Raw genomic sequence first — 23,089 nt, 5'->3', positions numbered from 1 at the left:
GCTCACGCGCCGCGGGGCAGGCGCAGGGTGTAGCCCACCCCGCGGATGGTGTGCAGCAGGCGCGGCTCGGTGGTGTCTACCTTGCGCCGCAGGTAGGAGATGTAGGACTCGACGACGTTGGCCTCGCCGTTGAAGTCGTAGTTCCACACGTGGTCCAGGATCTGCGCCTTCGACAGCACCCGCCCGGCGTTGGCCATGAGGTAGCGCAGCAGCTTGAACTCGGTGGGCGACAGGCTCACCACCTGGCCGGCCTTGACCACCTCGTGCGACTCCTCGTCGAGCTCGATGTCGGCGAAGGTGAGCCGGCTGGTCTCGACGGTGCGCTGCTGGCCGGCGCTGCGGCGCAGCACCGCCCGGATGCGGGCGAGCACCTCGTCGAGGCTGAACGGCTTGGTCACGTAGTCGTCGCCGCCGAGGGTCAGCCCGGAGACCTTGTCCTCGGCCGCGTCCCGCGCGGTGAGGAACAGCACCGGCGTGTGCCGCCCGCTCTCCCGCAGCCGGCGGACGACGCCGAAGCCGTCCAGGCCCGGCATCATCACGTCGAGGACCAGCAGGTCGGGGCGGAACGTCGAGGCCAGGGCGAGCGCCTGCTGGCCGTCGGACGCCGTCGCCACCTCGAACCCGGCGTAGCGCAGGCTGGCCGAGAGCAGCTCGCGGATGTTGGGCTCGTCGTCGACCACCAGGAGGCGCGCCTCCGGGGCGACGGGTCGAGCGGTGCGGGCTCCCGTCACGACAACTCCCGTCGGACGCCTGGCTGCTGTCGTCATGCCCCGAGGCTGTGCCGCGGAACTGCAGTCCCCCTGGACGCTACCTGTGAGTTCCCTGCGGGTGACCCCACTAGCCGGCGGGCGCCATGGCGCGGCCGCGCCGCCAGTAGCCGATCGCGTGGTGCTGGGCGCGGCTGAGCCCCCAGCGGCCGCGCAGGTCGGCGCGCACCGCCCGGACGGCGGCCGACTCGGCGGCCACCCACGCGAAGACGTCGTCGCCGGCCGGGCGCTCCGTCGCGGCCACGGCGTCGGCGAGCAGGGTGCTCTCGCCGGGCGGCGTGCCGCCGCGGTGCAGCCAGCGGACCTCGATGCCGGCCGGCGCGGCGAGCGGCTGCTCCTCCTCCGGCCCGGCGACCTCGAGCAGCGCCGTCCCGACGGTGTCCGGGCCGGCCGCGGCCAGGATGCGGCTGATGGCCGGCAGCGCCGTCTCGTCGCCGGCGAGGAGCAGCGTGCCGGCCGGCCGGTCGCCCAGCGGGCCGCTGCCGGCCACGCCGAGCAGGGCGCCGGGGGCCGCCGCACCCGCCCAGGCGGCGGCCGGGCCGTCGCCGTGCAGCACGAAGTCGATCTCCACCTCGCCGCGGGCGGTGTCCTGGCGGCGGGCGGTGTAGCTGCGCAGGCTGATGCCGTGAGCCCCGGCCGGCCACACGACCCGGCCGTCCCGGGCGACCGCCGGCCACCGCGGCTCCGGGTCCCCCACGCGGGGCACCAGCAGGTTGACCGTGGGCCCGGCCGTGGCGACGGCGTCCGGGGTCCCCGAGAGCACGACCCGGCGCACCGACGGGGTGACGTCGGTGACGGAGACGACGGTGAGGACGTCGACGGGGCGGGGGCTGCCCGGCAGGTGGTCCCCGTCAGCGGGAGCGGGCGGGCCGGCGGGATCGGTCACGCCGGCGAGCGTAGGGACCGGGCCTGCAACGGGGCCGACCCGGCCGACCCCGGGGGAATGGGGTCGACCGGGCCGGCGATCGAGGACGGGGCGCCTCACCGAGCGTCACCGCTGCTCGACTCTCAGCAGGAGGTTCGCTCGTCCGGCCCCCGTCACCGGACACGCTACGTGAGCGCGGCGATCCTGCCACCGCACGAGCGGGTGATGCCGGCCCTCCGGAGGGTGATCCGCGTCGCTCCGGGTGCCGATGTGTGTGCGCTCCGGCCGCCGGGCACGGGGGAGGGACGACCCGACGACGTGGAGGCTCGGACGATGGCCGACGACTTCGACAAGGGTGACCACGTCACCTGGAACAGCCACGGCAGCAAGGTCGAGGGGACCGTCACCCGGGAGATCACGGAGGAGACGGAGGCCGGCGGCCGGAAGGTGAAGGCCAGCCCGGACGACCCCCAGTACGAGGTGAAGAGCGACAAGAGCGGCAAGACGGCGGTGCACAAGCCCTCCGCGCTCGACGAGAAGTAGTCACAGGGACAGGGAGACGATCGTGAGCGAGATGGACGACGGGTTCGCTGGTGTGTCGTCGCGCAGCAACAAGCACAACCCGCGGCTCGACGAGGAGCTCGAGCACGAGATCCAGGGGATGCTGAAGGCCGAGCGGGCCACCCGGGCCGAGGAGTTCCGGGAGGTCGAGCCGGTCGCCGAGGGCGAGCCGGACATCGCCGCGAACCCCGCGGGCACCCTGGTCGGCGGCGTCCCCGTCGGGATGACCGAGGACGCCGTGGTCGCCCGTGCGGAGCTGGCGCGCTGGCTGGTGCGGGCCGACTTCCCGAACGACGGCCCGGGGCTGGTCGAGGCCGCGCTCGACCACCGGGCGACCGACGCGGTGGTCGACGAGCTGCGCCGGCTGCCCGAGGGCGAGACCTACGAGCGGATCGGCGACGTCGCCCGCGCGCTGGGGTACCCGACCGAGACCTGACGGCGGGACGAGCGGGACCCGAGGGGGCTCAGGAGCCGGTGCGCTCCTGGGCCTCCTCGGCGCTCTCGTCCTCGGCGATCTCGTCGCGGCCGCGCCGGCGGAACAGCCGGGAGCCGGGGAAGCCCTTCACCACCTCGCGGATGTCCTGCATGGTGTCGACGAGGTCGTGGACGTCGGTGCCGACGTCGCCCAGCGACTCCAGCACCGGCAGCATCGTCTCGTCGAGGTGCGTGACCAGGTCCGGCAGCCGGTCGACCAGCCGGACCAGCGCCTCCACCTCGTGCGGGTCGAGCGTCTCGGCCAGCCGCCGCACCGACGGCGCCAGCCGTGTCAGCGGCTCCTCGTAGCCGGCCAGCAGCGGGTCGATCCGCCCGACCAGCCCCTCGGCGGCGGTGACCGCGCCGTCCGCCCGCCCCAGCGTGCCCTCGGCGCGGTCGACCGCACCCTCGGCCCGCCCGACGGCGTCCTGCGCCCGCTCGATGGTGCTGCCCACCGCCGCGATGGCGTCGTCGGCCCGCCGCTGGGTGCCCTCGACGGCCTCGATCGCGCGGTCGGCGCGGGCCTGCGTGCCCTGGACGGCGCCGATCGCGGCGTCCGCGCGGGACTGGGTCTGCTCGACGGCGCCGATCGCGGCGTCCGCGCGGCGCTGGGTGCCCTCGACGGCGCCGATCGCGGCGTCGGCCTTCTGCTGCGTCCCGCCGACCGCGGTGATCGCGGCGTCGGCGGCCTGCAGCGTCGACCCGGCCCCGGCGACCAGCTCGTCGGCGCGCTGCCGCGTCGAGTCCAGGGCGGCCACCGCGCCGTCGACCCGGTCGACCAGGCCCTCCGCGCGGACCACGACGGCGTCGACGCGGTCCAGCAGCCCCTCGAGCCGCCCGACCGCCGCGGCCACCCGGGGCACGAGCGCGAGCGCCTCGGCGACGCCGTCGCGCAGGCTCTCGACGGCGGTGAAGACGTCGGAGGGACCGGGGATCGAGGGCAGCCGCACGCGCCGACGCTACGTCCGCGCGCCGGACCCCGCCCGCCCGCCGACCACCCCTCCCTCGTTCGTGGCCTGCGACGACGCGACCCGCCCGGCGGGTCACGCCGCGCGCAACCGGTCGAGGGGGCCTTCCGCCCGTATCGTTGAGTACTGCCGCGCGTGCGGTGTGCAACGGCACGGACCACGACGATGGGATCGACAGCGGTGCGGGACGAGCGGGGGGACGACCGGGCCGAGGGCGGCGACGCGCCCGGTCCGGTGACCGTCGAGCAGTTGCTCGCCCGCCAGGGCGGCGCCACCGGCCGCCGCGCCGCGCGCCGCACCGGGGAGGTGCCCATCCCGCTGGAGCCCGGTGAGTCCCTGCCCCCGCACCGCGGGCCGAAGCCGCCCGTGCCCGGCACCGCCGCCCCGCCGCCGGCCGCCGCGTCCCCGGCGGCCGTGGAGCCCCGCCGCGGGCTGCCGCCGGTCCCCGCCGCGCCGGCCGGCGTGCAGCACTCCCGCCCGGTGCCACCGCTGCCCGGCACCCCGCCGACGGGCGTCCCGCGCCCCGCCGCGGTCCCGCCGGCCGGCGTGCAGTACTCGCGCCCGGTGCCGCCGCTGCCCGGCACGCCACCCGTGGGCGTGCAGTACTCCCGCCCGGTGCCGCCGCTGCCCGGCCGCCCCGCGCACCCGCCGATCCCCGGCCTCGACGGCCCGGCGATGTCCGGCGCCGGCAGCACCCGCCGGCCCGTGGCCTCCCGCCCGCCGCGCAGCCCCGGCCACCGCCGGCTGGTCCGCGCCGCCGTGGTCCTCGGCGTGCTGCTCGGCCTCGTGGTCGGCTACCACGCCGGCCTGTACGCCTACGTCGACCGCAGCATCGCCCGCGTCGCCGCCCTCGCCCCCGAGGGGCCGGAGGTCATCGCCCCGCAGCTGCAGGACGGGTCGACCACCTACCTCGTCGTCGGCACCGACCTCCCCGGCACCGACGGGCCGGCCTCGGTCACCACGCTGCTCGTGCACGTCGCCGCGGACGAGCAGCGCGCGGTCCTGGTCAGCGTCCCGCCGACGGCGTGGGTCGACACCCCCGCCTGCCGGACCGACGACGGCGCCGCCCGCGAGCCCGTCTCCGAGGCGTTCGCCGCGTCGCTGCTGGCCGGCGGGCCCTCGTGCATGGTCCGCGCGGTGCAGCAGCTGTCCGGGCTGCGCGTCGACCACTACCTCGCCGTCGACCTCGGCCGTCTCCCGGCGATGGTCGACGCCGTCGGCGGGGTCAGCGTCTGCCTGCCCACCGCCGGGCCCGCCGACGCCGCCTCGGCCGCGCCGCTGCCGGCCGGCACGTCGGAGCTGACCGGGGCGCAGGTCGGCCGCTACCTCGCGCCCGGTGACGCCGGCTCCGACGTCACCGGGGTCGCCGCCGCCGAGCGCACCCAGCTGCTGCTGTCGGCCACGCTGCGCTCGGCGATGACCGTCGGCACGCTGGCCAACACCTACGAGCTCACCCGCTTCCTCACGCGGTCCGCCGACGCGCTCACCGTCGACGAGCAGACGACGCTCGGCGACCTCCGCACGCTGGCCTCGGCGCTGGGCGACCTCGAGGGCGACGCGGTCCAGCGGGCGAGCCTGCCGGTGGCGCAGGTCGGCTACGTGCCGGCCGGCAGCGACCAGGCCTACGTGCTGCTCGACGGCCCGGCCACCCGCACGCTGTTCGACGACGTCATCGAGGACAGCACCGTGCCCGACGAGCTGGCCACCCCGGTCGCCGCGGCGGCCACCGCCCCGGCGGACCCGGCCGCGGCGGAGACCCCGGCGGCCGACCCCGCCGCCGCCACCGCGCCCGAGCAGCCGCCCGCCAGCCCGGCCGCCCAGCCGCTCACCGTGGCGCCGGCCGCCGTCACCGTCGACGTCCTCAACGGCACCGCCACCACCGGGCTGGCCTCGACCGTCGGCGACCTGCTGCGCCAGCAGGGCTTCACCGTGGGCCAGGTGGGCAACGAGCGCGGCACGGTCAACCAGACCGTCGTCCGGCACGGCCCGGGGGTGGTCGAGCAGGCGCGCACCGTGGCCGCCGCCGTCCCCGGCGCCGTCCTGCAGCCCAGCGACGCCATCGGCGACACCGTGCAGCTGGTCCTCGGCCCCGGCTACACCGGCGTCGTCCCGGTGCAGGTGGCCCCCGTCCCCGCCCCTGCCCCGGCCGTGGCCGCCGCCCCGGCCCCCGAGACGCCGGCGGCGCCCTCCACCACGGCTGCTCCCGCCACGCCCGTCAGCTGCTGACCCAGGCGCTCCGCCGGGTGGGGCCCCGCCCCGCCGCTCGTGCTCTGGTCCGCATCGGGGGCAGAGCACGAGCGGGGCGCAGGGCCGGATCCGGACGCCGGACGGACGCGGGCCCGGTCAGCTGGCAGCTGACCGGGCCCGCGAACGGAGCAGGGGGGATCACCCGAAGCGGCCGGAGATGTAGTCCTCGGTCGCCTTCTGGTCGGGGTTGCTGAAGATCTTCTCGGTCGGGTTGAACTCGATGAGCCGGCCGGGCTGGCCCACGCCGTTGAGGTTGAAGAAGCCGGTGGACTGGCTCACCCGCGCCGCCTGCTGCATGTTGTGCGTGACGATGACGATGGTGAACCGCTCCTTGAGCTCGGTCATCAGGTCCTCGATGGCCAGCGTGGAGATCGGGTCCAGGGCCGAGCAGGGCTCGTCCATGAGCAGCACGTCGGGCTCGACGGCGATCGCTCGGGCGATGCACAGCCGCTGCTGCTGACCGCCCGACAGGCCCGAGCCGGGGCGGCCCAGCCGGTCCTTGACCTCGTCCCACAGGTTGGCGCCGCGCAGCGAGCGCTCGACCAGCTCGTCGGCCTCGGACTTCTTCATCCGCTTGTTGTTGAGCCGGTTGCCGGCGATGACGTTGTCGTAGATCGACATCGTCGGGAACGGGTTGGGCCGCTGGAAGACCATGCCGATCTGCCGGCGGACGTCGACCGGGTCGGTGTCGGCGCCGTAGAGGTCCTGGCCGTCCATGACGACCTTGCCCTCGACGCGGGCGCCGGGGATGACCTCGTGCATGCGGTTGAGCGAGCGCAGGAAGGTCGACTTCCCGCAACCCGACGGCCCGATCAGCGCGGTGATGCTGCGCGGCTCGATGGAGACGTTCACGCCCTCCACGGCGAGGAAGTTGCCGTAGTAGATGTTGAGGTCGGAGACCTCGATGCGCTTGGCCACGGGGGGATCCTCCGGGTCGGGGGGTCGGTCAGCGACCGGTCTTGGGGGCGAAGAAACGGCTGATCAGGCGGGCGACGACGTTGAGGACCATCACAAGGATGATGAGGACGAGCGCCGCCGTCCAGGCCCGGTCGAGGAACGCCTGGGTGTCGGTACCCGGCTGCGTGAGCTGGTAGTAGGCGAACACCGGGAGCGTCGCCATCCGCCCGTCGAACGGGTTGAGGTTCGTGCCGGTGATCAGGCCGACGGTGATGAGCAGGGGCGCGGTCTCGCCGATCACGCGCGCCACCGCGAGGGTGATGCCGGTGCCGAGGCCGGCGACGGCGGTCGGCAGGACGACCTTGACGATCGTCCGCCACTTGGGCACGCCCAGGGCGTAGCTGGCCTCGCGCAGCTCGTTGGGGACGAGCTTGAGGACCTCCTCGCAGGAGCGGACGACGACCGGGATCATGAGCACCGAGAGGGCCGCGGACCCCATGAGGCCGAGCCGGACGTCGTTGCCGAACAGCAGCGTGAACAGCGCGAAGGCGAACAGGCCGGCGACGATCGACGGGATGCCGGTCATGACGTCGACGAAGAAGGTGATCGCCTTCTTCAGCCGGCCGGTGCCGTACTCGACGAGGTAGATCGCGGTCAGCAGGCCGATCGGCACCGAGATCACCGCGGTCACCGCGGTGATGATCAGCGTGCCGAGGATGGCGTGGTAGGCGCCGCCGCCCTCACCCACGACCCGGAACATCGAGTTGGTGAAGAACATGGCGTCGAAGCGGGCCAGGCCCTTCTCGAGCACCGTGTAGACCAGCGACACCAGCGGGATCATCGCGATCGCGAAGGCGGTGGTCACCAGCGCGGTGACCAGGCGGTCGGCGGCCTTGCGCGACCCCTCGACGACCCGGGACCCGACGTACACGGCCAGCGTGCCCAGGACGGCGCCGTAGACCACCGTCAGCGCGACGCTGAAGCCGGTGAGCGCCGACAGGAGCGCCCCGACGGCGATGCCGGCGGCGTAGAGCCCCAGCGGGGCGAACCGGGGGAGGCGGGAGCGGCGGGGGACCGGGCCGGACGGGTCGGGGGCGACCTGCAGCGTCGACTGCGTGGAGGTGCTCATCAGTTGGCTCCGGAGAAGTCGGCGCGCCGGTTGACGATCCAGCGGGCGAGCATGTTGACCGCGAGGGTGATGACGAACAGCACCAGGCCGCTGGCGATCAGGGTGTTGATCCCCAGGCCCGTGGCCTCGGGGAAGCGCAGGGCGATGTTCGACGCGATCGTCGAGGGGTTCGAGCTGCTGATCAGGTTGAGCGTGGCGCCGGCGCCGCCCGACAGCACGATGGCCACCGCCATCGTCTCGCCGAGCGCGCGGCCCAGGCCCAGCATCGCGCCGGCGATGACGCCGGACTTGCCGTAGGGCAGCACCGCCATCTTGATCATCTCCCAGCGCGTCGCGCCGAGGGCGAGCGCGGCCTCGCGGTGCAGCGCCGGGGCCTGGCTGAAGACCTCGCGGGAGATGGCCGAGATGATCGGCAGGATCATGACCGCGAGCACCAGGCCGACGGTGAGCATCGTGCGGCCGCTGGTGGAGGCCGGGCCGGCGAAGAACGGGAGCCAGCCCAGGTTGTCCGCGGCCCAGACGTGGAACGGGACCAGCGCCGGCGCGAGGACCGCGAGCCCCCAGAAGCCGTAGACGACGCTCGGGATGGCCGCGAGCAGGTCGATCACGTAGCCGAGTCCGGCCGCGATGCGGCGCGGCGCGTAGTAGGTGACGAAGAGCGCGATGCCCACCGCGAGCGGCGTGGCCACGACCAGGGCGAGGACGGCGCCGAGGAGCGTGCCGAGGATCAGGGGGGCGATGTAGCTGCCCAGGCCCTTGCCGCCCGGGATGTCCTCCGCCGGCGCGGTGAGGGCGGGGACCGCCTCGCTGATGAGGAAGGCGGCCACGCCCGCGAGCACGAGCAGGATGAAGACGCCGGAGCCCTTGGCGCTGCCGGCGAAGATGCGGTCCCCCGCCCGGCGCACGGCGCGCTGCTGTGACGGGGGTGGGGTCGGGGCCTTCGTGGCGGTCACCGTTGCTCCGGGTGGTCGATCGGTGGTGCGGGGAGCCCGTCTCCGGGTGGGGCGGCGGCCCGGGGCGTCGTCGACGCCCCGGGCCGCCGGGGGATTGCTGTGTCAGCCGGCGGCCGAGATGGCGTCCACCGCGGGCTGGGCCTGCTCGCGCAGGGTGTCGGAGATCGGGGCGCTGCCGGCGTTGTCGGCGGCGGCCTGCTGGCCGTCCTCGCTGATCACGTAGGACATGAAGGCCTTGACGTTGTCGGCGGTCGCCTGCTCGTCGTACTCGACGCAGCCGATGTGGTAGCTGACCAGGACGATCGGGTACTCGCCCGCGCCCTCGGTCTGCCGGTTGACCTCCACGGCGAAGTCGTACTCGCCGCGGCCCTCGACCGCGGGGGAGTTCTCGACGACGGCCGCGGCGGCCTCGGCCGACGGGGCGACGAACTCCTCGCCGACGCCGACGCTGGCGACACCGAGCTCGCCGGCGCGGCTGGCGTCGGCGTAGGTCACGGCGCCGGCCGTGCTCTCGACGACGCCCACGACGCCGGAGGTGCCGTTGGCGGCCTCGCCACCGGGCAGCGGCCACACGCCGTCGGGCTCGGAGGTCCACACGTCACCGGCGGCCTGGAACAGGTAGTCGGTGAAGTTGTCCGTGGTGCCCGAGTCGTCGGCGCGGTGCACGGGGGTGATCGCCGTGTCGGGGAGTTGGGCGTCCGGGTTGGCCTCGGCGATCGCCGGGTCGTTCCAGGTGGTGATCTGGCCGGTGAAGATGCGGGCGATCACGTCGGGCGAGAGGTTGAGGGAGTCGACGCCCTCGAGGTTGAAGATCACCGCGATCGGCGAGATGTAGTTCGGCAGCTCGAAGACCTCGCCGCCGCCGCAGCGCTCCTGCGCGGCGGTGAGCTCCTCCTCGTCCAGCGCGGCGTCGGAGCCGGCGAAGTCGGCCCGGCCCTCGATGAACTGCTCGCGGCCCGCGCCGGAGCCGGCCGGGTCGTAGCTGAACTGGACGTCGGGGTACTCGCCCTGGAAGCCGGCCTGCCAGGCCTCCATCGCCGCCTGCTGGGCGCTGGAGCCGGCGCCGACGAGGTCGCCGCTGAGCTCGGCGGCGCTCGCGCCGCTGCCGCCGTCGCTGCCGCCCGAGGAGCTGCCGGACTCGTTCGCGGCGCCACACGCGGCGAGCGCGAGGGTGCTGGTCAGCGCGGTGCTGAGGACGACGGCGCGCGACCCGGTGCTGAGCTTCAAGCCAGTGCCTTTCCGGAGGTGCCCGGACCTCGATGCCGGGCAGGGGAGGACCAACGGAAGGGGACGGTAGGCAGCCCAGGTGGCCGGGCCCGGGTCGCTCGATGAACGCCCGGTGAACGCCGGTCGAGCCTTTCCCGACCGGGTGAGGACAGCATCACGGCCGCCAGGTGAACGAGCGCGCGTCGGGTGGCGGCGGACACCTCGGGTGGGGCACAAAGGGACGTTTGCGCCTCGTTCCCCGGGTCAGGGGACGCGGCGCCAGGAGACGTCGACGGCGTGCCGCGTGAAGCCGGTGCGCCCGTAGAGCGTGACCGCCGCGGTGTTGTCCTCCTCGGTGTAGAGGAGCACCTCGTCCAGGCCGCGGGCGCGCAGGTGCGCCAGGCCGCGCCCGGTCAGCGCCCGGCCGAGCCCGAGCCCCTGGGCGTCGGGGTCGATGCCCAGCACGTACACCTCGCCGACGGCGTCCGGGCCGGCGTCACCGGGCGGGTGCACCTTCGTCCAGTGCGCGCCGAGCAGCGTGCCGCCGGCGTCGGGGTCGCCGCGCCAGGCGAGCAGGAAGCCGGCCGGGTCGAACCAGGGCTCGGCCTCGCGCAACCGCAGGTCCTCCGGCGTCCAGGCGCCCTGCTCGGGGTGCGCGGCGAAGGCCCGCGCGTTGAGCCGCAACCAGGCGGCCTCGTCCCGGCCGGGACGGAAGGCGGCCACGGACACGTCCGGCGGCAGCGGGGCGGGCGCGTCGAGGTCGGCGTCGGTGAGCGGGCGGCGCATCTGCAGCAGCACGCGCGCCCGGGTGTAGCCGCGGGCGCCGGCCAGCGCGGTGGCGGCCGGCAGGTCGCCGTGCGCCCAGACCCGCAGCGGCCGGCCGGCGGCGAGCTCCTCGAGCCGGGTCAGCAGCGCGCCGCCCACCCCGCGCTCCCGGGCCGCGGGCGCGACGACCAGCTCGGCCTCGGCGTCCCCGGTGCCGTCGCCGAGCTCGAGCCGGGCGTAGCCGGTCAGCCCGCCGTCGTCCTCGGTGGCGACGACGTCGCGGCCGCCGGGCGGACCGCCGTGCTGCAGCCGCAGCTCGGCCTCCTCGGACAGCGGGCGCACGCCGTCGGCCGCCGCGGCCGCCCGCAGCAGCGCGAGGACGGCAGCGGTCCGCGCGGCGTCGAGCCCGGCGGAGTCGGAGACGGCGGCGGCGCTCAGAGCAGCGGGGCGGTGGTGGGGGAGGCGTCGGCCACCGTGTTCGCCGACCGCTCGGCCTCGGCGCGGGCGGCCGCGGCGGTCGCGTCGGCCACCTGCTGGTCGAGCTTGTAGCCGACGTTGCGGACGGTGCCGATCAGCGCCTCGTGCTCGGTGCCGAGCTTGGCGCGCAGCCGCCGCACGTGGACGTCGACGGTGCGGGTGCCGCCGAAGTAGTCGTAGCCCCAGATCTCCTGCAGCAGCTGGGCGCGGGAGAACACCCGGCCCGGGTGCTGGGCGAGGTACTTGAGGAGCTCGAACTCCTTGTAGGTGAGGTCGAGCGGGCGGCCGCGCAGCTTCGCCGAGTAGCTGTGCTCGTCGATGACCAGCTCGCCGGCCTGGGTGACGCCGCCGTCGGCGCCGTCGGCCGGGGTGGTCGCGGCGAGCCGTCGGGCGGTGGCCCACTTCAGCCGGGCGTCGACCTCGGCCGGGCCGGCGGTGTCGAGCAGGACGTCGTCGACGCCCCAGTCGGCCGACAGCGCGACCAGCCCGCCCTCGGACAGGACCGCGACCAGGGCGGAGGCCACCCCGGTCGAGGACAGCAGGCTGCACAGCGTGCGGGCCTGGATGAGGTCGTGGCGGGCGTCGACGAGCACGACGTCGCCGGAGTCGCCGTCGAGCAGGCTGGACAGCTCGGGGGCCACGACGCGGACCTGGTGGCCGAGCAGCCCCAGCGCGGGCAGCACCTCGGTGGTCGCCTGACGCGCCGCGGTCATGAGCACGAGTCGCATGTCGTCTCCTCGGGGAGGGCATCGACGGCGCTGTCGAACCGAGACCGCAGGATAGCCGACGTGCGTCCCGTTCCCTCCGAGGTCACCCGTGCGCGTCCGGTGACGGTCCGCACCGAGGACGGCGTGCGGCTCGCGGGCGTCGTCGTCCCGGCCTCGGGGCCGGCGACGGACCTCGTCTTCGTCGTGGCGCACGGGTTCACCAACTCGACCGCCTACCCGCCGTTCCGGCGGATGGCCGGCTGGCTGTCCCGGTTCGGCGAGGTGCGCGCCCTGGACTTCCGCGGGCACGGCCGCTCCGGCGGCGGCACGGGGGCCGGGGGCGACGACGAGCTGCGCGACGTCGACGCGGCGGTGGCAGCCGCGCGGGCCGACGGCGCGGGCGCGGTGGTGACCCTCGGGCTGTCGATGGGCGGCGGCGCGGTGCTGCGGCAGGCGGCGCACGGCCGGCACCGGCCCGACGCGGTGGTCGCCGTCAGCGCGGTCAGCCGCTGGTACGTCCGCGACACCCTGCCCATGCGCCGCGTGCACTGGCTGCTGGAGACGACGCTCGGCCGGCGGGCCGGCGCGCGCCTGCTCGGCGTCCGCCTGGCGCCACCGTGGGAGACGGTGCCGTCCTCGCCGCTGGAGGCGGTCGCCCGGATCGCGCCGACGCCGCTGCTGCTCGTGCACGGCGACCGGGACGCCTACTTCCCGCTCGAGCACGCCCGCGCGCTGGCGCGGGCGGCCGGCCCTACGGCGACCGCGTGGGTGGTCCCTGGCTTCGGACACGCCGAGAGCGCCCTCACCGCTCCGCTCGTCGAGCGCGTCGGCCGCTGGGCGTCTGCGACGATCGGGGGCGAGCGGGACGTGCCGGCGCCGACGGGGGTGCCGGGCGGTCCCGGGCAGGAGGGGACGTGACCACGGCGCTGGACTCCCCGCCGGCCGCCCGCGCGCGGCACGCCGCCGCGGCCGTCGTCGCCGGTGCCGCCGTCGCCCTGGTGCTGCTCGCGCCCGACCTGCTCGGGGAGCACGGCCGCCTGGCCGCCGTCCTCGTGCTGCAGGTCCTCCTCGTCGCGGGCTGGGGAGCCGCCACGGCGCCGGCCGGGGCGGCGGGCGTCGCGGTGGTCGGGGCCGCGGCCGCCGTCGGCGCCGACCTCGCCGTGGACCTGCTCGACGGCGACGGCGACCGGCCCGGCCCGGGGCTGCTGCTCGCCGTCGTCGGGCCCGCGCTGATCGTCGCGGTGCTGCACCAGATGCTGCGCCGGCCGCCGCGCACCGACGTCGTCGGCTCGCTGGGCAGCGTGGCGGTGCTGGTCTCCGCCGTGTGCGCGCTGGCGCTCCTGCTGCTGCCCGACGTCGTCGGCGACGACGGGGACGTCGCCGCCGCGCCGCTGCTGGCCGCCGGCGCCGCGCTGGTCGTCGCGCACCTCGCCGACGCCGTGCTGCCCCGCCCCGCGGTGGCCCCCGGCGCCGACCGCGGCGTGGCGGGGCTGCTGCTCGCCGTGGCGACCGGGGTCGTCGTCACGCTGGTCGCGCGCGGCACCGGGGGGACGGCCGACGTGGTCGGCGGCATCGCGACCGGCCTGGTGCTCGGCCTGGTCGCCGGGCTCGCCGGGACCGCTGCCTCGTTCGCGGTGGGCGACGCCGGGGAGCGGCGCCGCGGTGCGGCCGTCGCCGGGGTCGCGGTCGAGGCCGTGCTGCCGCTGGCCGTCTGCGCGCCGGTGCTGCTGGCCCTCGCCGCCGTCTGAGGCCCGGTGCGCGCGCTCCTCGTCGTCCTCGCGCTGGTCGTCGTCCTCGCGCTGGTGGCCGACCCGGTCGCCGAGGGCGTCGCCGAGGACCGGGTCGCCGAGGCGCTGCGGGACGCCGGTGGGCTCGCCGGGACGCCCGACGTCGACGTCCGGGGCTGGCCGTTCCTCACCCAGGCGGTGTCGGGCACCTACGACGACGTCCGCATCTCGCTGACCGCCGCCGAGCTCCGGCAGCCGGAGGGGACCACCGCCGACGTCCGGCTGCGCGGGGCGCACGTGCCGCTGTCCGACGCGCTGTCGGGGGCGGTGCGCGAGGTGCCGGTGGACCGGGTCGACGGCACCGCGACGCTGTCCTACGCGCTGCTCGCGCAGCAGCTCGGCGGCGACACCACCGTGGCCCGCGAGGGCGACGGGCTGCGCGTCACCCGGACCGTGGAGGTGCTCGGTCACACCGTCCCCCTCACCGCCGCGGGCACGGTGTCGCTGGACGGCCAGGACCTCGTGGTCGACGTCGAGGATGCCGACGCGGCCGGCGTCGACGTGCCCGACGTCGTCGTCGACCGGGCGGGCGACCTGCTCGACCTGCGCTACCCGGTCGAGCTGCCGTTCGGGCTGGAGTTGACCGGCCTGCGCCCGGCCGACGCCGGCGTCGAGGTCACCGCCGAGGCCACCGACACGGTGCTGCGCGCGCCCTGAGCCCGCCGGGAATGCGCACCGGAGCGGTCGGGTTGGTGCGGGGGACGAGCGGGACGGCTCAGGACGGAGGAGGCACCCGTGGGCGGACCGACCCCGGTCCTCGAGGGGCTCGGCGTGCGGCCGGGCGAGGCGGACCTGACCGTCGTCCAGTTCTCCACCGCGTTCTGCGGGCCGTGCCGCACCACCCGCGCCCGGCTGCAGCACCTGCAGGCCACCCGGCCGGGCCTGGCGTACGTGCACGTCGACGCCGAGAGCCACCTGGAGGCCGTCCGCGAGCTCGACGTCCGGCGCACCCCGACGCTGTTCTACCTGGACCGGTCGGGCCGGCTGCTGGGCCGCAGCAGCGGCGCCCCGCGCCCGGAGGAGCTCACCGCCCTGGTGGACGCGCACACGGACACCCGGTCGTGATCGGCTACCCTCGCCGCATGGGCACCCTGCTGACCTCGCGCCGCACAGTGGACCTGTGCCGCGTCGGCAGCTGCCTGTGTCGCGCCTCCTGAGGGCGGCCCCGCTCCGCCCAGACGTGCCCTGACCGCCGTCCGGAGAGCCTCGTCGATGTCCCTGAGTCCTGCCCGCACGGTCGACGTGCGCGGCCCGCGCCCTGCCGCGCGGGTCCCCGCCGTGGGCGCGGCCGCCGACCGCGGGTACGTCCTCTCCACGGTGCCGTCCCGCACTCCCGCCGCCCCCGGTGCGGCGGGGTCCTCGGCCGGCGCGCAGGGGCCGCCCTCGTCGCGGCCCCGCTCGACGCGGCCACCGGCTCCCACTCCGGCGGCGAGCCGCACCTGACCGTCCGGCGGGCCCACCCGGCCCGCACCACCTGATCGTCCGCACACCCACCACAGGGAGGAAGACCCCCATGAGCCGCAACGACGTGCTCGTCACCGCCGACTGGGCGCAGGAGAACATCGGCGCCCCCGGCATCGTCTTCGTCGAGGTCGACGAGGACACCAGCGCCTACGACAAGGGCCACATCGAGGGCGCGGTCAAGCTGGACTGGAAGACCGACCTGCAGGACCCGCTGCGCCGCGACTTCGTCGGCAAGGAGCAGTTCGAGGAGCTGCTGTCCGCCAAGGGCATCGGCAACGACGACACCGTCGTCCTCTACGGCGGCAACAACAACTGGTTCGCCGCCTACGCCTACTGGTACTTCAAGCTCTACGGCCACGACCAGGTCAAGCTGCTCGACGGCGGCCGCAAGAAGTGGGAGCTCGACAGCCGCCCGCTGTCCTCCGACGCCGTCGCGCGCCCGGGGACGCAGTACCGGGCCCAGGAGCCCGACACCTCCATCCGCGCCTTCCGCGACGAGGTCGTCGCCGCGATCGGCCAGCAGAACCTGGTCGACGTCCGCTCGCCCGACGAGTTCGCCGGCAAGCTGGTCGCCCCCGCCCACCTGCCGCAGGAGGGCGCGCAGCGTCCCGGCCACATCCCGACCGCGGTGAACGTGCCGTGGAGCAAGGCGGCCAACGAGGACGGCACCTTCAAGAGCGACGACGAGCTGCGCAAGCTCTACGCGGACGCCGGCCTCGACGAGTCCAAGGACACCATCGCCTACTGCCGGATCGGCGAGCGCTCGAGCCACACCTGGTTCGTGCTGCGCGAGCTGCTCGGCCAGCAGAACGTCAAGAACTACGACGGCTCGTGGACCGAGTACGGCTCGCTGGTCGGCGTCCCGATCGAGAAGGGGGCCTGAGCGTGTGCGGCGCCCCGAAGCAGGGCGGTGCCCTCGCCGGGATCGACCTGGACACCCAGACGGTGATCCAGGGCCAGGTGTGGCACGACGGCGCGCCGGTGGCCGGGGCCTACGTCCGGCTGCTCGACGCCACCGACGAGTTCACCGCCGAGGTGGTGACCAGCCCGGAGGGCGAGTTCCGCTTCTTCGCCGCCCCGGGCACGTGGAAGCTGCGCTCGCTGGCCCCCGTCGGCCGCGGTGAGCGCGTCGTCGAGGCCGAGGTCGGGCTGACCGAGACGACCGTCGTCCTCGAGAAGTAGTCCGCGCGCACGGCGCCCCTCCCGGCTGCGGCCGGGAGGGGCGCCGTCGTGTCCGGGGCCGGCCGCGTCGGGGCGGTCGCGTCGGGGCCGGTCGTGCCCGGCGTCAGGACATGCCGGGCGGGAGCCGGCGGGGGCCGGCCTCCGGGGGGCGGGGCCGGTCCTCCGGGAACGCGCGGACGGCGACCAGCGCGACGTCGTCGGCGCCCGCCGTGGGCACCATCCGGGCCAGCACGGTGTCGCACAACTCCTCCAGCGGGACCTCGCCGAGGTCGCGCAGGGCCTCCCGCAGCGCCGCCAGCCCGGCGTCGAGGTCGGCGTCGCGGCGCTCGACCAGGCCGTCGGTGACGAGGAGCAGGGTGTGCCCGTCCTCGAGCTCGGCGGTGTGGTCGGTGCGCCGCGTGTCGGGGTCGACGCCGAGCATGCGGTCGGGGCGGGTCTCCAGCAGCGTGGTGGTCCCGTCCGGGGTGAGCAGGACCGGCGGGAGGTGGCCGGCGTTGCTCCAGCGCAGCACGCGGGTCCCGGCCACCGGCACGTCCGGGTGCCGCTCGACGCGGGCGAGCGCCACGGTGGCCAGGGTGCCCACCGCCAGGCCGCGCGCCGCGCGCTCGGTCCGCGTCAGGGTCGCCGACGGCGGCTCGTGCTCGTCCCAGGCCAGCGCCCGCAGCAGCCCGCGCAGCTGGCCCATCGCCGCCGCGGCGTCGCTGTCGTGGCCGACGACGTCGCCGATCACCAGCACCGTCGCGCCGTCGGGCTGGAGGAAGGCGTCGTACCAGTCGCCGCCGACCCGGGCGCCGTCGGCGGCCGGCCGGTAGCGGACGGCGATCTGCAGGTGGTCCGGCTCCGGCGGTGGGGTGAGCAGCGCCTGCTGCAGCCGGTCCGACAGCGCCCGCTCGACGGCGGCCTGCTCGGTGACCCGCCGCAGCTCCTCGGCCTGCCGGCGTGCGGCGAGCCGGTCGGTGAGGTCGCGGAAGGAGACGACGACGCCGGTCACCCCGCCGTCCTCCACCATCGGGACGGCGATGAGCTCCACGGGCACCGGCGTGCCGTCGGTCCGCCAGAACACCTCCGCGTCGGCGGCGACGGTCCGGCCGGACCGCAGCGCCTGCCAGACCGGGCACTCCTCGCGGGGGTACGGGGAGCCGTCGGGCCGCCGGTCGTGCATGAGCTCGTGCTGGTCGTGACCGAGCTGGTCGGCGGCGGGCCGGCCGGTGATCCGCTCGGCGGCCGGGTTGACGAACTCCACCCGCCCGGCCCGGTCGAGGCCGTAGATCCCGTCGGCGACGGTCGCGAGCACCCGTTCGTGGCGGGCCGCCGTCCGGGCGAGCTCGGCCTCCACCTCGTGCAGGGAGGCGCCGTCCGCCGTGGTCCGTGGGTCGATGGCGCCGTCCTCCTCCGCTCCGCCGGGACGTGACCCCTCCAGCGTGCCCGACGCGCGCGGGAGCCTCAGGAGCGGGCGGGGAGCCGCCGCGCGGTCCAGACCAGCGCCAGCACCACGGCGACGCCGAGCGCCGCGCCGCCGCCGCTGAACGCCGCGGCGACCCAGGCCGACCGCAGGTCGGGCGCCCCCGCGGCGGCGATCGCGCCGACGGCCGCCGCCGCGCCCGCGAGCACGGCCCACGGCAGCCACCAGCGCGGGTGCGCCGCCGCCGGCCCGGCGGGCGTGCGCCGCCACCACAGCGCCAGCCAGACCAGCAGGACCAGCGCGCCGGCGGCACCGCTGAGGTCCTGCGCCCAGGCGTGGCCGGGGTACCCGGCCCACGAGCGGGCGAGCGCGGGCACGTGCTCGGCGCCCCACCGCCCGGGGTGGGTGAACGCGTCCCAGACGACGTGCGTGGCGGCGCCCGCGGCCAGTGCGGCGACGACCCGGAGGGCGTCCCGCGGCGAGCGCAGCCGCCGGCGCAGCCCGGGCGCCGCCGCGGCCGGCAGCCGGGCGGCCAGGGCGCGCGGTGCCCGGGACAGCGCCGGCCGGGACAGCAGGCCGTGCCACAGTGCCCACAGCAACGCCCCCAGCGCGATGTCGGTGCTGACGACGGCGAGCGCGGTGTGCGTGCGCACGCCGAGGCCGACCGGCAGGTAGAAGGGCAGGTCCGGGGCGAGGCTCCCGGCGACGAGCGCCGATGCGGGCAGGCCGGTCCGCAGCAGGGGCAGCACCGCGGCGGGGTGGCTTCCCGTGAACGGCACGGCGCCATCCTCCCCGTGGCGGCGGGTCCCGCGGCGCGGCGCCGGGCGGGTGCCTACCGTGGCGTCGTGGTCGCCGCCTGGGTCCTCGTCGCGCTCGCCGTGCTCCTGGCGGTCGGGTGCGGCCTCGCCGCCCGGCGGCTGGCCCGGCGGCCGGCCGAGCGGTCCCGCCGCGTGCCGCCGTCGCCGCCGGGGCGGCCCGCCCGCGGGCGCTGACCGCCGCGGGAGCGCAGGTCGGGGCCGGGCTACGGTGGCGGGCATGTCTCCCCGGGACGCCGGCCGGTGACCGGCCCGACCGAACTGCCCGTCGCCGACACCGTCGACGTCCGCGAGGGCCCCGAGGTGGCGCACGGCCTGCTGTCGGTGCTGCCGCTGCTGGGGGAGTGGCACGGCGAGGGCGTGCTCGCCGGCGGGGACGCCGGCGACCGGCGCTTCGGCCAGTGGATCCGCTTCGCCCACGACGGCCGCGACTTCCTCGCCTACGAGTCCCGCACCTGGCTGATCGGCGACGACGGCCGGGTCGAGGGCCCCGCGTCCCGCGAGTCCGGCTTCTGGCGGCCGCGCGGCGAGGACGACGTCGAGCTGCTGGTGACCAGCGCCGAGGGCGTGCTCGAGCTGTACGTCGGCCGCGCCCGCACGACGACGAGCTGGGAGCTCACCACCGACGTCGTCGCGCGGACCCAGGACGCGCCGGACACCACCCGCGCCGTGCGGCTGTACGGGATCGTCGACGGGGCGCTCATGTACGCCGTCGACCGCGCCGGCGCGGACACGCCGCTGCGGCCCACCATGTCGGCCCGCCTGGAGCGGCTGCGGTGAGCGCCACTCCCCGCGAGGTGGCCGACCGCTACGTCGACGCCGTCTGCGAGCTCGACCCGATCGTCGCGACGTCGCTGGGCACCCGGCCCGGCGACGACCGGCTGCCCGACCCCAGCCCCGCCGGCCTCGAGGCCGAGGCCGAGCTCACCCGCGCCACGCTGGCCGAGCTCGACGCCGTCCTCGGCGCCGACCCGGCGCTGGACGAGGACCCGATCGAGCGCCGCTGCGCCCGGCTGCTGCGCGAGCGGCTGGGCGCCGAGCTGGCCGCGCACGAGGCCGGCGAGGGCTTCCGCGCGCTGTCCAACCTGTTCAGCCCGGTGCACTCGATCCGCCAGGTCTTCCTGCTCATGCCGACGGCGACCGACGACGACTGGGGCGTCGTCGCCCGCCGGATGGCCCGGGTGCCCGAGGCCTACCGCGGCTACCTCGATACCCTGCGCGAGGGCGCCCGGCGCGGGCTGTTCGTGGCCCCGCGGCAGGTGTCCACCGTCGTCGGCCAGCTCGGCGAGTGGCTGACCGGGCCGTTCTTCGGCGGGCTGGCCGCCTCCGGCCCCGACGCCGTGCGCGGCGACCTCGACGCCGCCGCCCGCGCGGCCGACGCCGCCGTCGCCGAGGTGCGCGACTTCCTGCGCGACGAGTACCTCCCGCGGGCCGAGGGCACGCCGGACGCCGTCGGCCGGGACCGCTACGCCGTCGCCGCCCGCCGGTGGAACGGCTCGGACCTCGGCGCGGGGCGGGGCCTGGAGGAGGCCTACGCCTGGGGCTGGGCCGAGCACCGGCGGCTGCTGGCCGAGCAGCGGGCCGAGGCGCAGGCACTGCGGCCGGGGTCCGAGCCGTTGGAGGCCATGGCGTGGCTCGGTGAGCACGGCCCGGCCGTCGACGGCGTGGAGGCCATCCGGCAGCGGCTGCAGGCGATGATGGACGAGGCGATCGCCGCCCTCGACGGCACGCACTTCGACCTCGCCGAGCCGGTGCGCCGGGTGGAGGCGATGATCGCGCCGCCCGGCAGCGCGGCGGCGCCGTACTACACCCGCCCGGCGCAGGACTTCTCCCGGCCCGGCCGCACCTGGCTGCCGACGCTGGGCCGCGAGCGGTTCCCCCTCTGGGACCTCGTGTCGATCTGGTACCACGAGGGCGTCCCCGGCCACCACCTGCAGCTGGCGCAGTGGGCATACGTCTCCGGCGACCTGTCCACCTACCAGACGTCGCTGGGCTCGGTCAGCGCCAACGTCGAGGGCTGGGCGCTGTACGCCGAGCGGCTCATGGACGAGCTCGGGTACCTCACCGACACCGGCGCCCGCATGGGCTACCTCGACGCCCAGCAGCTGCGCGCGATCCGGGTGGTCATCGACATCGGCATGCACCTGCGGCTGCCGGTCCCCGACGACGCCGAGGGCGTGCTGGCCGGACACCGGGGGCAGCCGTGGACGCCGGAGCTCGCGCGGGCGTTCGCCGGCGAGCACCTGGGCAGCGACCCGGCGTTCCTCGACAGCGAGCTGGTCCGCTACCTGGGGCTGCCCGGGCAGGCGATCAGCTACAAGCTCGGCGAGCGCGCCTGGCTGGCCGGGCGGGCCGCGGCCCAGCGGGCGCGCGGTGCCGACTTCGACCTGAAGGCCTGGCACATGGCGGCGCTGTCGCAGGGCTCGCTCGGCCTCGACGACCTCGAGGCGGAGCTGGCCGCGCTCTAGTCCGCGGTCAGCCCGACCAGCGCCGCCAGCTCGGCCACCGCGCGCTCGAAGTAGGCGTCGGCGTCCTCGACCGACCCGGCGAGGTGGCCGAACAGCTCGAAGCTGACCGTGCCGTACAGCGCGCTCCAGGCCAGCAGGGCGCGCACCCGGACGGCGTCGTCGATGCCCGGGGCGTCCTGGCCCAGGATCTCGACCGCCACGTCGCCGAGCAGGCCGGGCACGCGGCCGCCGTGCCCGTGCAGCCGGCCGGCCCGGGCGGCGTCGCCGAGGACGCGGCCCAGGACGACGCCGACCCGCGACGCGGCCGGGACGGTGTCGCGCGGCGCGGTGTACCCGGGCACGGGGGAGCCGTACAGCAGCGCCCACTCGTGCGGGTGCGCGCGGGCCCGGTCGCGCACCGCCGCGCACACCGCCGCCCAGCGCCGCTCCGGCGCCGCGGCCGGGTCGTCGGCGGCCTCGGCCGCGGCGCCGAGGGCGTCGTAGCCGTCGATGATCAGCCGGGTCAGCAGGTCGTCGCGGCTCGGGAAGTACCGGTAGACCGCCGACGACGCCATGCCCAGCTCCCGCGCCACCGCGCGCAGCGACAGCCCGGCCGCCCCGACCTCGGCCAGCTGCCGGCGGGCGGCCTCGGTGATCTCGGCGGTCAGCTCGGCGCGGACGCGCTCGCGGGCGGTGGGCACCCCCGCCATGCTCCCCGACGAGAGCGTCGCACACAAGAGAGAGCACTGCTCTTGACAGTCGTCCGCCTGGTGGGAGAGCGTCGTCCTCGAACGAGAGCACTGCTCTCGCCCGAGCGACGAGGAGATCGCCATGGCACTGCACGTGATCGTCGGCAAGGGCCCGGTGGGCACGACGACGGCGGAGCTGCTGGCCGCCCGTGGCCACCGGGTGCGGGTGCTGTCGCGCAGCGGCGGCACCTCCACGGGCGCGGTGGAACACCGCCGGGTGGACGCCGCCGACGCCGCGGCCCTGACCGCCGCCACCGAGGGCGCGGCCGCCCTCTACAACGCGGTCAACCCCGCCTACCACCGCTGGACCACCGACTGGCCCCCGGTCGCGGCGGCCCTGCTCACCGCGGCCGAACGGACCGGGGCGGTGCTCGTGACGATGGCCAACCTCTACGTCTACGGCCGGCCCACCGCGCCGATGACGCCGGAGAGCCCGCTCGCCGCCACCGACACCAAGGGCCGCGTCCGGGTGGCCATGTGGCGGGAGGCGCTGGCCGCGCACGAGGCCGGCCGGATCCGGATGACCGAGGCCCGCGCCGCGGACTTCGTCGGGCCGCAGGTGCCGGCCGCGCAGTCGCACCTGGTGCGCCAGCTCCCGGCGCTGCGCCGCGGCCGCCGCGCCTGGGTGGTCGGGGACCCCGACGCGCCGCGCAGCTGGGCGTACCTGCCCGACGTCGCCGCCACGCTGGCGACCCTCGGCACCGACGAGCGGGCGCTGGGCCGTGCCTGGCACGTGCCGAGCACGCCGCCCCGCTCCCAGCGGGAGGCCCTCGGCGACCTCGCGCGGGCGATGCGCCGGGAGCCGGGGCCGGTCAGCGGCATCCCGTGGCCGGTGCTCCGCGTCGCCGGCGTGTTCTCGCCGGTGATGCGGGAGGTCCTCGACGTGCGGCACCAGTTCGACCAGGAGTACGTGGTCGACGCGACGGCGACCACCGCGACCTTCGGCCTCACCGCCACGCCGTGGGACGAGGTGGTCGCCGCGACCGTCGGCGCGCCGGAGCCCGGGGGGGGGGGGGGGGCGGGGCGGGGGCGGCCGGGGGGGGCCGGGGGGGGGGGGGGGGGGTGGGGGGGGGGGGGGGCGGGAGGGGCGGGGGCCCGGGGCCGCGGCCCCCGCGACGCTGTCCTACGCGCTGCTCGCGCAGCAGCTCGGCGGCCACACCACCGTGGCCCGCGAGGGCGACGGGCTGCGCGTCACCCGGACCGTGGAGGTGCTCGGTCACACCGTCC

The 23,089-nt window shown here is 76.6% G+C and carries 25 protein-coding genes; 13 read left to right on the top strand and 12 right to left on the bottom strand.

Going from position 1 to position 23,089, the window contains the following annotated elements:
- Positions 1-2 precede the first annotated feature (2 nt).
- Both ACI8AR_RS19095 and ACI8AR_RS19090 read right to left on the bottom strand, forming a co-directional pair.
- A complete protein-coding gene (locus ACI8AR_RS19095; protein WP_457052391.1) occupies positions 3-731 on the bottom strand; it encodes a response regulator transcription factor in 729 nt (242 codons plus the stop codon).
- A gap of 106 nt (positions 732-837) precedes the next feature.
- Positions 838-1,653: a siderophore-interacting protein gene (locus tag ACI8AR_RS19090; protein ID WP_457052390.1), complete on the bottom strand. Its 816-nt coding sequence runs from the start codon at positions 1,651-1,653 to the stop codon at positions 838-840.
- A 312-nt stretch (positions 1,654-1,965) separates the two neighbouring features.
- On the opposite strand from ACI8AR_RS19090, the gene ACI8AR_RS19085 reads away from it, so the two are divergent.
- Entirely contained in the window at positions 1,966-2,175 is a 210-nt protein-coding gene (locus ACI8AR_RS19085; protein WP_457052389.1) for a DUF2945 domain-containing protein, read from the top strand.
- Between the two features lie 31 nt (positions 2,176-2,206).
- Positions 2,207-2,629, top strand: a complete 423-nt coding sequence (locus tag ACI8AR_RS19080) for a DUF2795 domain-containing protein (RefSeq protein ID WP_457052430.1) — start codon at positions 2,207-2,209, stop codon at positions 2,627-2,629.
- 28 nt (positions 2,630-2,657) lie between these two features.
- Here the strand turns inward: ACI8AR_RS19080 and ACI8AR_RS19075 are convergent, their stop codons facing one another.
- Positions 2,658-3,617: a hypothetical protein gene (locus tag ACI8AR_RS19075; RefSeq protein ID WP_457052388.1), complete on the bottom strand. Its 960-nt coding sequence runs from the start codon at positions 3,615-3,617 to the stop codon at positions 2,658-2,660.
- Positions 3,618-3,800: 183 nt separating this feature from the next.
- Here ACI8AR_RS19075 and ACI8AR_RS19070 point away from each other — a divergent pair, with 183 nt between their 5' ends.
- Positions 3,801-5,861, top strand: a complete 2,061-nt coding sequence (locus ACI8AR_RS19070; RefSeq protein WP_457052387.1) for an LCP family protein — start codon at positions 3,801-3,803, stop codon at positions 5,859-5,861.
- 159 nt (positions 5,862-6,020) lie between these two features.
- Here ACI8AR_RS19070 and pstB read toward each other — a convergent pair whose 3' ends face one another.
- From pstB to ACI8AR_RS19040, 6 genes are all read right to left on the bottom strand, one after another.
- Positions 6,021-6,800 (bottom strand): phosphate ABC transporter ATP-binding protein PstB, encoded by a 780-nt coding sequence (gene pstB, locus ACI8AR_RS19065; RefSeq protein ID WP_456938246.1) that lies wholly within the window; start codon positions 6,798-6,800, stop codon positions 6,021-6,023.
- Positions 6,801-6,828: 28 nt separating this feature from the next.
- Positions 6,829-7,908 carry a phosphate ABC transporter permease PstA gene (gene pstA / locus ACI8AR_RS19060; protein WP_456938245.1) on the bottom strand — a complete coding sequence of 360 codons (1,080 nt, stop codon included), beginning with the start codon at positions 7,906-7,908 and terminating at the stop codon, positions 6,829-6,831.
- A complete protein-coding gene (gene pstC, locus ACI8AR_RS19055) occupies positions 7,908-8,861 on the bottom strand; it encodes a phosphate ABC transporter permease subunit PstC (RefSeq protein ID WP_457052386.1) in 954 nt (317 codons plus the stop codon). The genes pstA and pstC overlap by 1 nt, the downstream gene beginning before the upstream one ends.
- Before the next feature lie 102 nt (positions 8,862-8,963).
- Entirely contained in the window at positions 8,964-10,088 is a 1,125-nt protein-coding gene (gene pstS, locus ACI8AR_RS19050; RefSeq protein WP_457052385.1) for a phosphate ABC transporter substrate-binding protein PstS, read from the bottom strand.
- A 243-nt stretch (positions 10,089-10,331) separates the two neighbouring features.
- A complete protein-coding gene (gene mshD, locus ACI8AR_RS19045; protein WP_457052429.1) occupies positions 10,332-11,270 on the bottom strand; it encodes a mycothiol synthase in 939 nt (312 codons plus the stop codon).
- Positions 11,267-12,037 carry a winged helix-turn-helix transcriptional regulator gene (locus ACI8AR_RS19040; RefSeq protein ID WP_456927571.1) on the bottom strand — a complete coding sequence of 257 codons (771 nt, stop codon included), beginning with the start codon at positions 12,035-12,037 and terminating at the stop codon, positions 11,267-11,269. Before ACI8AR_RS19040 ends, mshD begins: the two co-directional genes overlap by 4 nt.
- Before the next feature lie 60 nt (positions 12,038-12,097).
- On the opposite strand from ACI8AR_RS19040, the gene ACI8AR_RS19035 reads away from it, so the two are divergent.
- The 6 genes from ACI8AR_RS19035 (at position 12,098) to ACI8AR_RS19010 (ending at position 16,449) form a co-directional block, all read left to right on the top strand.
- Entirely contained in the window at positions 12,098-12,934 is an 837-nt protein-coding gene (locus ACI8AR_RS19035) for an alpha/beta hydrolase (protein ID WP_457052384.1), read from the top strand.
- Positions 12,931-13,764 carry a hypothetical protein gene (locus ACI8AR_RS19030; RefSeq protein ID WP_457052383.1) on the top strand — a complete coding sequence of 278 codons (834 nt, stop codon included), beginning with the start codon at positions 12,931-12,933 and terminating at the stop codon, positions 13,762-13,764. Before ACI8AR_RS19035 ends, ACI8AR_RS19030 begins: the two co-directional genes overlap by 4 nt.
- A 6-nt stretch (positions 13,765-13,770) precedes the next feature.
- Complete coding sequence (locus ACI8AR_RS19025; protein WP_457052382.1) at positions 13,771-14,460, top strand: LmeA family phospholipid-binding protein; 690 nt, start codon at positions 13,771-13,773, stop codon at positions 14,458-14,460.
- Between the two features lie 78 nt (positions 14,461-14,538).
- Positions 14,539-14,868: a thioredoxin family protein gene (locus ACI8AR_RS19020; RefSeq protein WP_457052381.1), complete on the top strand. Its 330-nt coding sequence runs from the start codon at positions 14,539-14,541 to the stop codon at positions 14,866-14,868.
- Positions 14,869-15,316: 448 nt separating this feature from the next.
- Positions 15,317-16,150: a sulfurtransferase gene (locus tag ACI8AR_RS19015; RefSeq protein ID WP_457052380.1), complete on the top strand. Its 834-nt coding sequence runs from the start codon at positions 15,317-15,319 to the stop codon at positions 16,148-16,150.
- Between the two features lie 2 nt (positions 16,151-16,152).
- Entirely contained in the window at positions 16,153-16,449 is a 297-nt protein-coding gene (locus ACI8AR_RS19010; protein ID WP_456938235.1) for a DUF1416 domain-containing protein, read from the top strand.
- A 103-nt stretch (positions 16,450-16,552) separates the two neighbouring features.
- Here the strand turns inward: ACI8AR_RS19010 and ACI8AR_RS19005 are convergent, their stop codons facing one another.
- Together ACI8AR_RS19005 and ACI8AR_RS19000 are read right to left on the bottom strand one after the other, a co-directional pair.
- Positions 16,553-17,785 (bottom strand): PP2C family protein-serine/threonine phosphatase, encoded by a 1,233-nt coding sequence (locus ACI8AR_RS19005; protein WP_457052379.1) that lies wholly within the window; start codon positions 17,783-17,785, stop codon positions 16,553-16,555.
- Positions 17,786-17,892: 107 nt separating this feature from the next.
- Positions 17,893-18,630, bottom strand: a complete 738-nt coding sequence (locus ACI8AR_RS19000; RefSeq protein ID WP_457052378.1) for a DUF4184 family protein — start codon at positions 18,628-18,630, stop codon at positions 17,893-17,895.
- A 66-nt stretch (positions 18,631-18,696) separates the two neighbouring features.
- On the opposite strand from ACI8AR_RS19000, the gene ACI8AR_RS18995 reads away from it, so the two are divergent.
- The 3 genes from ACI8AR_RS18995 to ACI8AR_RS18985 all read left to right on the top strand — a co-directional run bounded on the left by ACI8AR_RS18995 (position 18,697) and on the right by ACI8AR_RS18985 (position 21,134).
- Positions 18,697-18,843 (top strand): hypothetical protein, encoded by a 147-nt coding sequence (locus ACI8AR_RS18995; RefSeq protein ID WP_457052377.1) that lies wholly within the window; start codon positions 18,697-18,699, stop codon positions 18,841-18,843.
- Positions 18,844-18,909: 66 nt separating this feature from the next.
- A complete protein-coding gene (locus ACI8AR_RS18990) occupies positions 18,910-19,446 on the top strand; it encodes an FABP family protein (protein WP_456938231.1) in 537 nt (178 codons plus the stop codon).
- Positions 19,443-21,134 (top strand): DUF885 domain-containing protein, encoded by a 1,692-nt coding sequence (locus ACI8AR_RS18985; protein ID WP_457052376.1) that lies wholly within the window; start codon positions 19,443-19,445, stop codon positions 21,132-21,134. The genes ACI8AR_RS18990 and ACI8AR_RS18985 overlap by 4 nt, the downstream gene beginning before the upstream one ends.
- Here the strand turns inward: ACI8AR_RS18985 and ACI8AR_RS18980 are convergent.
- Entirely contained in the window at positions 21,131-21,814 is a 684-nt protein-coding gene (locus ACI8AR_RS18980) for a TetR/AcrR family transcriptional regulator (protein WP_457052375.1), read from the bottom strand. The genes ACI8AR_RS18985 and ACI8AR_RS18980 overlap by 4 nt on opposite strands.
- A 130-nt stretch (positions 21,815-21,944) precedes the next feature.
- Here ACI8AR_RS18980 and ACI8AR_RS18975 point away from each other — a divergent pair.
- Positions 21,945-23,089, top strand: a 1,145-nt coding sequence (locus ACI8AR_RS18975) for an NAD-dependent epimerase/dehydratase family protein (RefSeq protein ID WP_457052374.1), incomplete at its 3' end; no start/stop codon positions are given.

The organism is Geodermatophilus sp. SYSU D01036, from assembly GCF_054050435.1.
Note: the sequence above shows the minus strand (reverse complement) of the source record. Positions and strands in the feature narration are given on the sequence as shown.